Source organism: Romboutsia sp. MSSM.1001216sp_RTP31141st1_G3_RTP31141_220114, from assembly GCF_039031195.1.
GTDB lineage: Bacteria > Bacillota > Clostridia > Peptostreptococcales > Peptostreptococcaceae > Romboutsia_C > Romboutsia_C hominis.
In genome coordinates this window covers 62,978-77,242 of record NZ_JBCIUO010000008.1, presented here as the reverse complement: position 1 = coordinate 77,242, position 14,265 = coordinate 62,978, and the positions used below count along the sequence as shown (strand labels likewise).

The following is a 14,265-nucleotide window of genomic DNA, read 5'->3' as shown; positions in this document are numbered from 1 at the left end:
CTAGTAAATATTACAATATATTACAGAATTTATAATAAACATAGATATAAATTAAACAATGATATAATACAATTAATATATATTTATATTTAGGAGGGGGTCAATGAAACTAGTATGGTTAGTTGTAGCAATAATATTTGCTATAGCAGAAGCTATGACACCGAGCTTAACGTTAATTTGGTTTAGTTTAGCTGCTGTAATACTTATGTTTTTAAGTAGTTTTATAGAAAGTATAATAGTCCAAGTAATAATATTTGCTGTAATCTCAATAATTCTATTAATAATAGGTACTAGAAAGATAGTTAAAAAAGATAAAACATTTAAGTATAGTACAAATCTTAATGCTGTATTAAATAAAAAAGGCATGGTAACAAAAGATATAAAAGAAAATCAAATGGGATTAGTAGTAGTAGATAATGAAGAATGGAGTGCGATATCTATAGACAATAGTGAGATTTTAAAAGGTGAAGAAGTTAAAGTGATCAAGATAGAGGGAGTTAAGTTAGTTGTATGTAAACATGATGAAGTATCTATAATTAAATAAAAAGGTATATAAATTATTTAGGAGGATGTATTATGTTTGAAATGATAGGGAATTTAGTAATACCGATACTTATAATAGTAGTAGCAATTGTTATTGCTCTATCTTGTGTAAGAGTGGTAAAACAGTCTAGGGTAGGTATAATAATGAGGCTAGGCAAATTTAGAAAGGTAGCAGACACAGGTGTTCATTTCTTAGTTCCATTTTTAGATCAGATGAGTTATATAATTGATTTGAGAGAAAATGTTGTTGATTTTCCTCCTCAACCAGTTATAACAAAAGATAACGTAACTATGCAAATAGATACAGTTGTTTATTACAAAATAACAGATCCTGTAAGATATGTATTTGAAATAGCAGATGCTATTACAGCTATAGAAAACCTAACTGCTACAACTTTAAGAAACTTAATAGGTGAATTAGATTTAGATGAAACTTTAACGTCAAGAGATGTTATAAATACAAAGATGAGAGCTATATTAGACGAAGCTACTGATAAGTGGGGTATAAAAGTAAACAGGGTAGAGCTTAAAAATATAATGCCACCACAGGATATACAAGTAGCAATGGAAAAGCAAATGAGAGCTGAGAGAGAAAGAAGAGAGGCAATACTTCAAGCAGAAGGTAATAAATCAGCTTCAATACTTCAAGCAGAAGGAGAAAAACAATCAGCAATACTTAGAGCAGAAGCTAAGAAAGAAGCTATGATAAGGGAAGCTGAAGGTTTGAAAGAATCATCTATACTAAAAGCACAAGGGGAAGCAGAGGCTGTAAAAGAAATGGCTATAGCTAAGGCACAAGGAGAAGCTGAAGTTATTTTAAAGGTTCAAGAAGCAACAGCTAAAGGATTAAGAGAAGTATTATCAGCTATGAAGGAATCTGATGTGGATGAAAGAATATTAGCTTTAAAATCTATAGAAGCATTAGAAAAGGTTGCCCAAGGAAATGCAACTAAGTTAGTATTACCTTCTGATACAGTAAACTTCTTAGGAACTTTTAAAGGTATAAAAGAAGTCTTAAGTGATGGTAAAAATTAAATTTATTAATTAAGAATAAAAAAATACCGCTAGATGCATACTTGTATCAAGTGGTGTTTTTTTATTGCTTAGAAATTATTTAATTTTAGCAAATTTTATTACTTTGTATATAAAATAAATGGATTACTTAGAAAATAACATTGTCAAAAAAATAATTAAACTAATTAACAACAAAATTAAAAAATGTATTTGAAGTTTATTAACAAATTACATAAGTAGAAGATTATACATAATTCTATTAAATAATAGTATAGATATAGAATATTATGTTAGAATTACACATCACATGACTGAATTTTACTATAAGTTATTTGTTAATTATAAGACTTACTGATATATAATTATATACTATACAGGGGAAAATGAGAGAGGATTGAAAATTTATTTATGAAATATAAAGAAGTAACATGTAATAAATCTATTATAGAAAATATAAAAAAATTTAAAAGTGGTGAGTCCTATAATAGCTATAAATTTTTAGGATGCCATATTCGTGATAATATTACTTCATTTACATTGTGGGCTCCAAATGCAAAGCAAGTTTATTTAACCGGGGACTTTAATAATTGGAATCTGTATCAGTATACAATGAACAATCTAAATAATTTAGGATTTTGGCATATATCTTTAGAAAATATAAAAGAAGGTTGTTCTTATAAATACCATATAATAGGAGCTGATGGAAGTAAAAAACTAAAATCAGATCCGTATTCTAGATTCTCAGAGAAAAGGCCAAATACAGCATCTATTGTATATAAAGAAGATGATTATAAATGGAATGATAAAAATTGGAATATACAACGAAAAAAACAAAATACTAATGAAATTCCAATAAATATATATGAGGTACATTTAGGTTCATGGAAAAGAAAATGGGATGGAGAGTTTTTTGATTATAAAGAATTATATGAACTAGTAGACTATGTAAAAGATATGGGATATACCCATATAGAAATTTTACCAATAACAGAACATCCATTAGATGAATCTTGGGGATATCAAACAACAGGTTATTATAGTAGCACAAGTAGATACGGACCACCAGAAGAATTTAAAAAGTTTATAGATAGATGCCATCAAAATCAAATTGGAGTTATATTAGATTTTGCATATAGTCATTTTTGTAAAGATGATCATGGTCTATATAAATTTGATGGGTCGGCTCAATATGAGTATGAAGAACCGTTAAAAGCTGAAAATATAGGATGGGGCACTGCACATTTTGATTTGGGAAAGCCAGAAGTAAAGAGCTTTTTAATATCTAATGCATTATATTGGTTTAAAGAATTTCATATAGATGGTATAAGAGTTGATGCTGTATCAAGCATGCTATACCTAGATTATGATATAGGCCAGTGGAAGCCTAATAAATATGGTGGAAGAGAAAATTTAGAGGCAATAGAATTTATTAAAGAATTCACAAAGATTATTTATGAAAATGTAGACAATCCTTTGATAATAGCAGAAGAATCAACTGCTTGGCCTATGGTTACAGGACCTACCTATAAAGGATCACTAGGTTTTACATATAAATGGAATATGGGATGGATGAACGACACATTAAAATATATGGAAATGGACCCTATATATAGAAAATATCATCACGAGCTTATAACATTTTCTTTTATGTATGCTTTTTCAGAAAATTTTATACTTCCTCTATCTCATGATGAAGTAGTTCATGGAAAGAAATCTCTTTTAGATAAAATGCCTGGAGATGAGTGGAAAAAATTTGCAGGCTTAAGAACTCTATATGCATATTACATGATACATCCAGGAAAAAAATTATTGTTTATGGGAAATGAATTCGCTCAAGATATAGAATGGAGGTATGCATATGGGCTTGAATGGGAATTGTTAGAGCGAGATCAACACAAAAAAATTAAAGAATATGTAAAGAAACTTAATCATTTATATAAAAATGAAAAAGCTTTATATGAAATTGATAATAGTCATAAAGGATTTGATTTTATAGATCCGCATAACAATGAACAAAGCATAGTAGTACTTATGAGAAAAGGTAAAAAAGTAGAAGATTTTATTATAGCTGTAATAAATTTCACACCTATAGTGCATTACGATTATAAAGTTGGAGTACCGTATGAAGGTACATATGAAGAAGTTTTCAACTCAGATGATGTAATCTATGGAGGTTCTGGTCAAACAATGAAAGGTTCAGAACTTTTCTCAATAAATTCAAAATGGCACAACAAAGAACATCACATAAAAATAAAAGTACCACCATTAGGGGCAACCTTTATAAAAGGAAAAAATCTTAAAAAAATTAAATATGAGATGGATAAGGGGAAAAAGATATTAATCGGTGGGTTAAGTCAAGATATAAAACGTATAAATAATAGCAAGATATTAGTAAAAAAGAAAAAATTATAAATTAGGGGGAAAAGCCATTGAAAAAAGATATTTTAGCTATGATTTTAGCAGGGGGACAAGGATCAAGATTAGGAGTGTTTACAAAAAGAATTGCAAAACCTGCAGTTTCTTTTGGTGGAAAATATAGAATAATAGATTTTGTATTAAGTAATTGTACAAATTCAGGAATAGATACTGTTGGAGTTTTGACTCAATATAGACCATTAATACTAAATTCACACATAGGTATAGGTAGTCATTGGGACTTAGATAGAATAAATGGAGGAGTATATATATTGCCTCCATATATGAATGAGAAAGAAGGAAGTTGGTATAGAGGAACAGCTCATGCAATACATCAAAATATGAGCTTTATAGATGATTATAATCCAGAATATATACTTATATTATCTGGGGATCACATATATAAAATGGACTACAACAAAATGTTAAATTATCATATCGAAAAGAAATCAAAAGCCACAATAGCTGTAATAGAAGTGGGGTGGGATGAGGCATCTAGATTTGGAATAATGAATACTAAAGAAGATGGAAGTATATATGAATTTGAAGAAAAACCTAAAAATCCAAAAAGTAACTTAGCATCTATGGGTGTATATATATTTGAATGGAAGATGTTAAGAAAATACTTTATAAAATCAGAGAAAGAAAATTTAAACTATGATGATTTTGGCAAAGATTTAATACCAAAAATGTTAGAGGATAAAGTAGATATGTTTGCATATCCATTTAAAGGATATTGGAGAGATGTAGGTACTATAGAAAGTTTATGGGAAGCTAATATGGACCTTATAAGATCAAAAGAGGTATTAAATTTACAAGATCCAAAATGGAAAATATATACTAATACAATGGCAATGCCACCGCAATATATTGGTAAAAATTCTAACATAAATGAATCATTAGTAGCTGATGGGTGTGTTGTGCTAGGAGATGTTAAGAGTTCTGTATTATCCCATGGCGTTACTATAGGTGAAAATAGCAATATATCAGACTCTGTGATAATGCCAAATGTCACAATAGGAAAGAATGTTGTTATAGAAAAAGCTATGATAGGTGAAGGTGCAGTAATAAAAGATAATGTAATTATAAGAGAATGTGAAAAGATAAATGTTATTTCTGAGTATGATATTGTTGATGAAGAGCTAATTTCAGAAGGGGTGATGTAATAATGAGAAATAAATGTATGGGGATAATAAATTTAAATAAAAAGGGAGATCCAAATATAAGTAAATTAAATTATGCTAGACCAATAGCATCTACACCTATTGGTGGAAGATATAGAATTATAGATTTCACTTTATCTAATATGGTAAATTCAGGCATAACAAATATAGGTATATTTGCGAAAGAAAAATATAGGTCTTTGACAGATCACATAGATAGTGGAAAAGACTGGGATTTAAGTAGAAAGAAAGGTGGATTATCTATATTTAGTCCAGAACATACGGAACATCAAAATATGTATCCGTATAGAGATGGAGATATATATAATTTATTATGTAATATAGAGTATATTAAAAGAAGTGAAGAGGATTATGTATTAGTTTCTCCAGGTTACATGATATGTAATATCGATTATTTAGAGGTTTTAAAGTATCACAAAGAATCTAATAATTATATAACGCTTATATATAAAGAAATTGACAATGCAAGAGAAGATTTTAAAGGCAATATAACATTAACCTTAAATGATAATAATGATGTATTAAATATGGGTACTAATATAGGGGCATTTAATAAGGCTAATATATACATGGAAATGTATATTATGAAAAGATTAGATTTTATACATATAATAGAGAATCTAACAAATACAGGAGATTTCATGTATTTAGAAGATTATATATTTGATGTGGTAAAACATAAAAAAGTAGGGGGATTTAAATATGCTGGATATCTAAAATGTGTAAAATCTGTAAAATCATATTTTGAAACAAGCAAGGACTTATTAGATATAAATATAGCTAAGGAATTGCTTTATTCAGATAGAAAAATATTAACTAAGGAAAAAAATGAAGCTCCAACTATATATACTGATAGTTCTAATGTAGAAAATTCTTTTATTGCAAGTGGATGCTTAATTGAAGGAAATGTAAAAAATAGTATTATATTTAGAAAAGTTCATATAGAAAAAGGTGTTCATATAGAAAATTCTATAATAATGCAAAATTGTGTCATAGGGGAGAATAGTAAATTAGAAAATGTGATATTTGATAAAAACATAGTTTTATCAAAAGGTAGAGAATTAAAAGGTGATGAAAATTATCCTATAGTTATAGAAAAGAATATAAGTATCTAATTTAAGGGGGAAGTAGTTAGTGAAAGTTCTTTATGTTACGTCAGAATGTTGGCCATTTGCAAAAACAGGGGGATTAGGAGATGTATCCTATGCCCTTCCAAAAGCATTAAAAAAAGAAGGGGTAGATATTAGAGTAATACTACCTAAGTATTCAACTATACCTAATTATCTGAAAGAGAAATTAAAAGAGGTAGCAGTATTTAATGTAGAAGTTGGATGGAGAAATCAATACTGTGGACTTTTAGAAATGGAGCTAGATGGAATTAAATTTTATTTCATAGACAATGAATACTATTTTAAACGTGAAGGTGAAATTGCATACTTATATGGATATGATGATGATGCAGAAAGATATACTTTCTTTAGCAATGCGGTACTAGAATCTATGTCTATAATTGATTTTTACCCAGATGTAATTCATATGAACGATTGGCATACTGGAATGATACCATTAATATTAAAAGAAAAATATAGTCATTTAGAAAAATATAGAAATATCAAAACTATATATACTATCCATAATCTTCAATACCAAGGTGTATTTTCAAATAAAGTATTACCAGATGTATTAGGACTTCCACAATCCTATTTAGATAATGGGGATGTAGAATATTACGGTGGAGTTAACTTTATGAAGGCGGGAATAGTATTTAGTGATAAAGTTACTACTGTGAGTCCAACTTACTCAAGTGAAATACAAACAAAGTACTATGGATATGGCTTAGATGGATTGCTTTTATCAAATAATCACAAATTAAAAGGTATACTTAATGGAATAGATTATGACTTAAATAATCCTTCAACAGATAATGAATTATTTTTTAGATACGATATAAATAGCATAGATAATAAGGTAAAAAATAAATTAAGACTACAGGAAATATTAGGTCTTGAGGTAAATGAAGAGATACCTCTTATAGGTATAGTATCAAGATTAGTATCACAAAAAGGTTTTGATTTAATATCTTATATTATGCCTGAAATACTTAGGGAAAAACTTCAAATAGTGGTACTAGGAACAGGAGAACATCAATATCAATCTATGTTTAATTACTATGATTCAAAATATCCTAAAAAAGTTTCAGCTAGAATAATATTTAATAGCTCTCTTGCTCAACAAATATATGCAGGAAGTGATATGTTTTTAATGCCATCTTTATTTGAACCTTGTGGTATAGGTCAAATGTTAGCTATGAGATATGGAACATTACCGATAGTTAGGGAAACTGGGGGACTTAAGGATACAGTTAATCCATATAATAAATATACTGGAGAAGGAAATGGATTTAGTTTTAAAAACTATAATGCACATGAAATGCTTTTTTGTATACAAGAGGCTGTAAGAACTTATAATGATAAAGAAAAATGGAGAAGGTTAGTTATAAATGCAATGAATACCGATAGTAGCTGGGAAAAGTCAGCTAAAGAGTATATAAAGACTTATAAAGATACTCAGAATTAAAGGGGAGATTCTATGGTCAGAATTACAAAACAAGAATTTAAAGAAATGTTTAATTCAAAAATATATAGCATCTATGCACACTCTATAAATGAAGCTACAAATGAACAACTTCAAATAGTTTTAAGCAGCGTTATAAAAGATATAATAGCTAAGTATTGGGTAGATAATAGACTTAGTACTAACAAAGAAGTTTATTATTTTAGTATAGAGTTTTTAATAGGTAGACAATTAAAATCCAATTTATTAAATTTACAAATAGAAGAAGTGATAAAAGAAGGTCTAGAGGATATGGGAATAGATTTAGATGATTTAATATGTGCAGAAAAAGATCCAGCTTTAGGAAATGGTGGTCTTGGAAGGTTAGCAGCTTGTTTTCTAGACTCAATGGCATCGCTTAATATAAGTGGTCATGGATACGGTATAAGATATAAGTATGGTTTATTTGAGCAAAAATTTATTAATGGATATCAAGTAGAAGTACCTGATAACTGGCTTTTACATGAACAATACTCTTGGGAAAGTATTAGACCAAATAAAGCTGTAGTTGTTAAATTTGGTGGAGAGGTTTATTTAGAAGAAGACAATGGAAGACTTAAAGCAAAACATCATGGTTATATACCAGTTATGGCTATGCCATATGACATACCAATAATAGGATATGATAATGATTGCATAAATACATTAAGATTATTTAAAGCAGAAATCTTAAATAGAGATTTTGGAATTAATACATTATATGCAAATACTTTTACTGGTAGCTATGAGCAAGCCTTAAAATATAAATACTACACAGAAGAAATATCTCAAGTTTTATATCCAAACGACTCAAATCATGCAGGAAAACTTTTAAGATTAAAGCAAGAATACTTTTTAGTAAGTTCAGGAATACAAGATATAATAAATAAATATAGAAAAAATAAGTTTGATATACTAGATTTTCCAAAACATATAGCAATTCATATAAATGATACACATCCAACATTATGCATACCAGAACTTATGAGAATTTTACTAGATGAAGAGGGATTATCTTGGGAAGAAGCTTTTGATATAACAAAAAATACTATATCCTATACGAATCATACAATAATGGCAGAAGCTATGGAAAAATGGCCTGTAGATATGATGAAAGAGCTATTACCTAGAATTTATATGATAATAGAAGAAATAAATAAGAGATATGTAGAATATCTGAATCATAAGTATAATGATAATGAAAAAATAAGAAGAATGAGTATAATATGTGATAATAACATAAACATGGCTAATCTATCTATAATAGGGAGTTATAGTGTAAATGGAGTTGCAAAGCTTCATACAGAAATATTAAAGAAAGAAGTTCTAAGTGATTTTTATGAAGATGATCCAGGTAAATTTAACAATAAGACTAATGGCATAGCTCATAGAAGATGGCTTATAAGTTGTAACGAAGACCTTAGCAACTTGATAACAGAGCATATAGGTAATATATGGAAAAAAGATACAGAAGAATTAAAAAGGTTAGAAGATTATAAAGAAAACAGAAATTTTTTAAAGAAATTAGAGTGTATTAAGATAAAAAATAAAACTAAACTTGCTAATTTTATAGCTGAAGAATATGGTATATGCATAAATCCAGAATCAATCTATGATGTACAAATAAAAAGATTACATGCGTATAAGAGACAGCTATTAAATGTACTTCATATTTTACACTTATATCATGAGTTATTAGAAAATCCAGAACTTGACATTGTACCAAGAACATTTATATTTGGTGCAAAGGCAGCACCAGGATATCACTTGGCTAAATGTATAATAAAGTTGATAAACTCTGTGGCTGAAAAAATAAATAATGATAAAAGCATAAATAACAAGATAAAAGTAGTATTTATAGAGAATTACGGCGTGTCTTTAGCTGAAAAAATAATTCCATCAACAGATGTTAGTGAGCAAATATCAACAGCTACAAAAGAAGCATCAGGAACTGGAAATATGAAATTTATGATGAATGGGGCAATAACTTTAGCAACATTAGATGGTGCAAATGTAGAGATATATGACCAAGTAGGTGAAGAAAATATCGTTATATTTGGACTTAAAGCATCTCAAGTATTAAATTACAATAAATATGGAGGATACTCATCTTTAGATCTATATAACTCTAATTTTAAAATAAAGCGAGTTGTAGACGATCTGGTAAATGGATTTATTCCAAATATATCAAAAGAAGGTAGGGTTATATATGATTCATTAATAACATATAATGATGAATATTTTGTACTAAGAGATTTTGAAAATTATATAGAGGCCCAAAGCAAGATAGATACTTTATATAGGGATAAAGAAAAGTGGAGTAAAATGTGTCTAATTAATATAGCTAATTCAGGTATTTTCTCTAGTGATAGAACTATATCTGAATATGCAAAAGACATTTGGTTTAGGGGGTGCTAGATAAATGGGAAATATAATAACTTATAATTCCTGGGAAGATAAAGCTCCTTTTGGTGCTTTAAAATTAAACCAAGAGTTTAGAATAACAGTTAAAGTTAATGAAAATTATAACGTAAAAGACATTTCCTGGGTAATTTTAAAGGAAGATGTAGAAATAGATAAAATAAGTTTGATAAAAGAGAATAAAAAATACTATAATGGTGAATTTAGTGGATTTAATGAAATAGGTTTATATTTTTATTACTTTAAAGTAGAAGTTGAAATAGAAGGAGAAATTAAAGTAATATACTATGGAAAAAATATAGAAGATGGAAGTTGTATAGAATACCAATATAATAATATAAACAAATATCAAATAACAGTATATGATGAGTATAATGCACCTACTTGGTATAAAGAAGGGATATTATATCATATATTTATAGATAGATTTAATAATGGGAATAGAAATAAGAAGATTAATAATCCAAAGAAAAATAGCTTTTTATATGGCACTTGGGATGATGCCCCTATGTATATAAAAGATGAACAAGGAGATATAATAAGATGGGATTTCCATGGTGGAAATCTAAAAGGAATAATTGATAAATTAGGATATCTTAAAAAACTGGGTGTAAGTATTATATACCTAAGCCCAGTTTTTGAGGCATCTAGTAATCACAAGTATGATACAGGAGACTACAAAAAGATTGATTCCATGTTTGGAGATGAAGAAATATTTAAGGAATTAATTGATAAAGCTAAAAGCAAGGGAATAAATATTATATTAGATGGAGTATTTAGTCATACTGGGGCAGATAGTAAGTACTTTAATAAATATAATAATTACAATGAAGTAGGTGCATATCAATCAAATAATTCAAAATATAGAGATTGGTATACATTTAAAGATAATAACGAAGAATATGAGTCTTGGTGGGGAGTAAAGGATCTTCCAAATGTTAATGAGCTTAATGAAACTTATATGAATTATATAATAAATGATGATGATAGTGTTATAAATAAATGGACTAGTATGGGTGTTAAAGGTTGGAGATTAGATGTATGTGATGAGTTACCATCGGAATTTATAAAAGAATTTAAGTTAAAACTTAAAAATATAGATAGTGAAGCTGTTTTGGTAGGAGAAGTATGGGAAGATGCATCTAATAAAATTAGTTACAATAAAAGAAGGGGATATCTTTTAGGTAAAGAACTAGACTCTGTAATGGGATATCCATTTAGAAAAAATATATTAGAATTTCTCAAAGGAGCAATTACATCAAAGCAACTTAATAATAAATTTTTAGAAATAAAAGAAAATTATCCAAAAGAAGCCTTTAAATCTAATTTAAACTTATTAGGAAGCCATGATGTCGCAAGAATTAAAACAGAACTTAATGAAGATAATAAATTATTAAAGATTGCAGTAGCAATACAAATGACATTTGAAGGAGTTCCATATATATATTATGGAGATGAAGCAGGACTTTGTGGAAAAACAGATCCAGATAACAGAAGAACTTATCCTTGGAAGCATGAGGATAAGAATATGATTGAGTTTTACAAAAACCTTACAACTATAAGAAATAAATATAAAGCTTTATTACAAGGGGAAACTGAATTTATAAACACGAAAAATGATGCTGTATTTTCATATATAAGATATACAAGTGATGAAAAAATATTAATTATAATAAATAAATCAGATAAGGAAGAATGTATAGATCTAAATTTAGGAAAAGAAGCAAGAGAGATAGATTTAATTAAAGATGTCCAGGTAGAATTAAACTCAACTAAAAAAGAAGTTGATACAATAAGTTTAATTATTCCTCCTAAAGATTTTAAAATAATTAATATAAAATAATAATATTTCTATATAAAATACAAAAATGTATAAATATACCATTATGTGTATATAATTCAACTAAAATACGTAAAAAAGGAAGAGAAGCTATGAATAATGTTATTTTAGTTGGAAGATTAACTCAAAATCCAGAAATTGAATATATAGGTCAAAGATCAAAATCCAAATTTACAATAGCAATTAGTAGAAATTATACCAATAAAGAAGGAGTACGAGATGTAGATTTTATACCGGTAGAGATTTGGGGTAGACAAGCAGAAATATTTTGTAAATATGTATTCAAAGGAAGAAGAATTGGTATAGAAGGTCAAATTAGAGTTAAAAAATATAAGACAAAAGATGGAGTAAATAAAACATATACTAATGTACTTGCAAGTAGTTTTAAATTTTTAGATAACAAAAAGAATGATCCTACACAAGGATACTTTGTTTCAAATGACATATTTGAAAAAGAAAACTCTAAAGGAGAGACTATCGAGGAAATATTCCCTTTTTAACTATGTAAAAATATAAATTTATAACTAAAAATAATTAAAAATTAAAAATTTTTCTAAAAAATAGAATAAGGGTTTATAAACCCTTATTCTATTTTTTGTTTAATTTATAAAATAAAATTTTAAAATATAGGATGAAATAATAAGTAAAAATTAAAAGATACTTAATAAAAAAATATCTACTATATAAAATAACGAATTTGAATTGTGTAACCAAATAAAATAAAGTTAATTTAAAAAATATAGGTTTAATATATATATATGAGATAAAATAACTTTAAAAAAATAAAAAAAATAATGTTATAATCAAATGGTACTTTAATTTTTAATGTACAATTGGACGGAAATTGTGTATAATAAGCATATAGAAAGTTAAAAAAGTTCGAGAGGAAGGAAATTTTAAATGAAGAAAAAACTTACATTAACTAGTAAAATCTTATTAGGATTATTACTTGGATTTATATTCGGATTAATAGTAAAACAATTACCAACAGGATTTATAAAAGATACATTATTATTAAATGGGATACTTAAAGTATTTGGAAATGGGTTTACAAGTGCTATAAAGATGATGGTGGTTCCTTTAGTATTTGTATCATTAATATGCGGTATAGCATCTATGGGAGATGTAAAGAAGTTAGGTAGAATTGGTGGAAAGACAATGCTATTTTACCTAGGAACAACAGCAATAGCTATAATAGTTTCTCTTATATTAGGAAACGTATTAAAGCCAGGTAGCGGTATAAGCATGGGAGCTGTAGAAATGGAGTCAGTAGCAATAGGAGAAAGTAAGTCAATAACAGATATTATATTAAATATAATACCAAGCAACCCAATACAAGCTTTAGCCAGTGGTGAAATGTTACAAGTTATATTCTTTGCAGTGCTTATAGGTATATCTATAAGTGTGGTGGGTAAAAAAGCAGAGCCTATAAAGGTTTTATTTGAAAGTGCTAATGAAGTATGTATGAAAATGGTCAATATAATAATGTTATTTGCCCCATATGGTGTATTTGCTCTAGTTGCTAATACTTTTGCAACAGTAGGAACTGATGCTATGATAGGTCTTATGAAGTATGTATTAGTAGTATTACTTGGATTATTGGTTCATGTAGTAGTTGTATATGGAGGATTATTTAAATTATTTACTAGACAAAAGATAAAACCATTTTTAAAGAAATTTACACAAGTAGCAGTAGTTACATTCTCAACAGCATCAAGTAATGCATCTGTACCAGTTAGTTTAGAGATAATGGAAGAACTAGGTGTAGGAAAGTCAACAAGATCGTTTACAATACCTATGGGAGCTACAATAAATATGGATGGAACAGCTATAATGCAAGGTATAGCAGCATTATTCATAGCTCAAATATACGGTATTGATTTAGGAATGAATGATATGATAACTATAGTATTAACAGCAACTCTTGCATCTATAGGTACAGCAGGTGTACCAGGTGTTGGTATGATAATGCTATCTATGGTTTTACAATCAGTAGGACTTCCACTTGAAGGAATAGGTTTAATAATGGGAGTTGAAAGAATAATAGATATGTTTAGAACTACTGTAAATGTTATGGGAGATAATGTATGTACTCTTGTAGTAGCAAATAGTGAAAAGGATATAGATTTAGAAAAGTACAATAAAGAATCTGAGAAGTTAGTAGCTTAATATAAATACAAAATAAATAAAGAGGCGAATAATAAATTTATTATTCGCCTCTTTATTTATTTTCAATTAATTAATACCATAGAAAGA

General features: G+C 27.7%; 10 protein-coding genes. All 10 read left to right on the top strand.

Going from position 1 to position 14,265, the window contains the following annotated elements; all coding sequences use genetic code 11:
- The first annotated feature begins 103 nt into the window (after positions 1-103).
- On the top strand, positions 104-544 hold the full coding sequence (locus tag ABCP60_RS11830) for an NfeD family protein (RefSeq protein ID WP_343101809.1): 441 nt from the start codon (positions 104-106) through the stop codon (positions 542-544).
- A 41-nt stretch (positions 545-585) separates the two neighbouring features.
- Entirely contained in the window at positions 586-1,578 is a 993-nt protein-coding gene (locus ABCP60_RS11825; protein WP_343101817.1) for an SPFH domain-containing protein, read from the top strand.
- Positions 1,579-1,965: 387 nt separating this feature from the next.
- Positions 1,966-3,969, top strand: a complete 2,004-nt coding sequence (glgB, locus tag ABCP60_RS11820; RefSeq protein ID WP_195581849.1) for a 1,4-alpha-glucan branching protein GlgB — start codon at positions 1,966-1,968, stop codon at positions 3,967-3,969.
- Positions 3,970-3,986: 17 nt separating this feature from the next.
- Entirely contained in the window at positions 3,987-5,138 is a 1,152-nt protein-coding gene (locus ABCP60_RS11815; RefSeq protein ID WP_166504843.1) for a glucose-1-phosphate adenylyltransferase, read from the top strand.
- Positions 5,139-5,140: 2 nt separating this feature from the next.
- Positions 5,141-6,271 carry a glucose-1-phosphate adenylyltransferase subunit GlgD gene (glgD, locus tag ABCP60_RS11810; protein WP_343101808.1) on the top strand — a complete coding sequence of 377 codons (1,131 nt, stop codon included), beginning with the start codon at positions 5,141-5,143 and terminating at the stop codon, positions 6,269-6,271.
- 19 nt (positions 6,272-6,290) lie between these two features.
- Positions 6,291-7,733, top strand: a complete 1,443-nt coding sequence (gene glgA, locus ABCP60_RS11805) for a glycogen synthase GlgA (RefSeq protein ID WP_092923073.1) — start codon at positions 6,291-6,293, stop codon at positions 7,731-7,733.
- A 12-nt stretch (positions 7,734-7,745) separates the two neighbouring features.
- Positions 7,746-10,166 carry a glycogen/starch/alpha-glucan phosphorylase gene (locus tag ABCP60_RS11800; RefSeq protein ID WP_092923076.1) on the top strand — a complete coding sequence of 807 codons (2,421 nt, stop codon included), beginning with the start codon at positions 7,746-7,748 and terminating at the stop codon, positions 10,164-10,166.
- A gap of 4 nt (positions 10,167-10,170) precedes the next feature.
- The gene (locus ABCP60_RS11795) at positions 10,171-12,012 is read left to right on the top strand and encodes a glycoside hydrolase family 13 protein (protein ID WP_343101807.1); all 1,842 of its coding nucleotides are present in this window, start codon (positions 10,171-10,173) and stop codon (positions 12,010-12,012) included.
- Between the two features lie 89 nt (positions 12,013-12,101).
- A complete protein-coding gene (locus ABCP60_RS11790) occupies positions 12,102-12,509 on the top strand; it encodes a single-stranded DNA-binding protein (protein WP_343101806.1) in 408 nt (135 codons plus the stop codon).
- Between the two features lie 400 nt (positions 12,510-12,909).
- Positions 12,910-14,178, top strand: a complete 1,269-nt coding sequence (locus ABCP60_RS11785; RefSeq protein ID WP_343101805.1) for a dicarboxylate/amino acid:cation symporter — start codon at positions 12,910-12,912, stop codon at positions 14,176-14,178.
- The last annotated feature ends 87 nt before the right edge of the window (positions 14,179-14,265 follow it).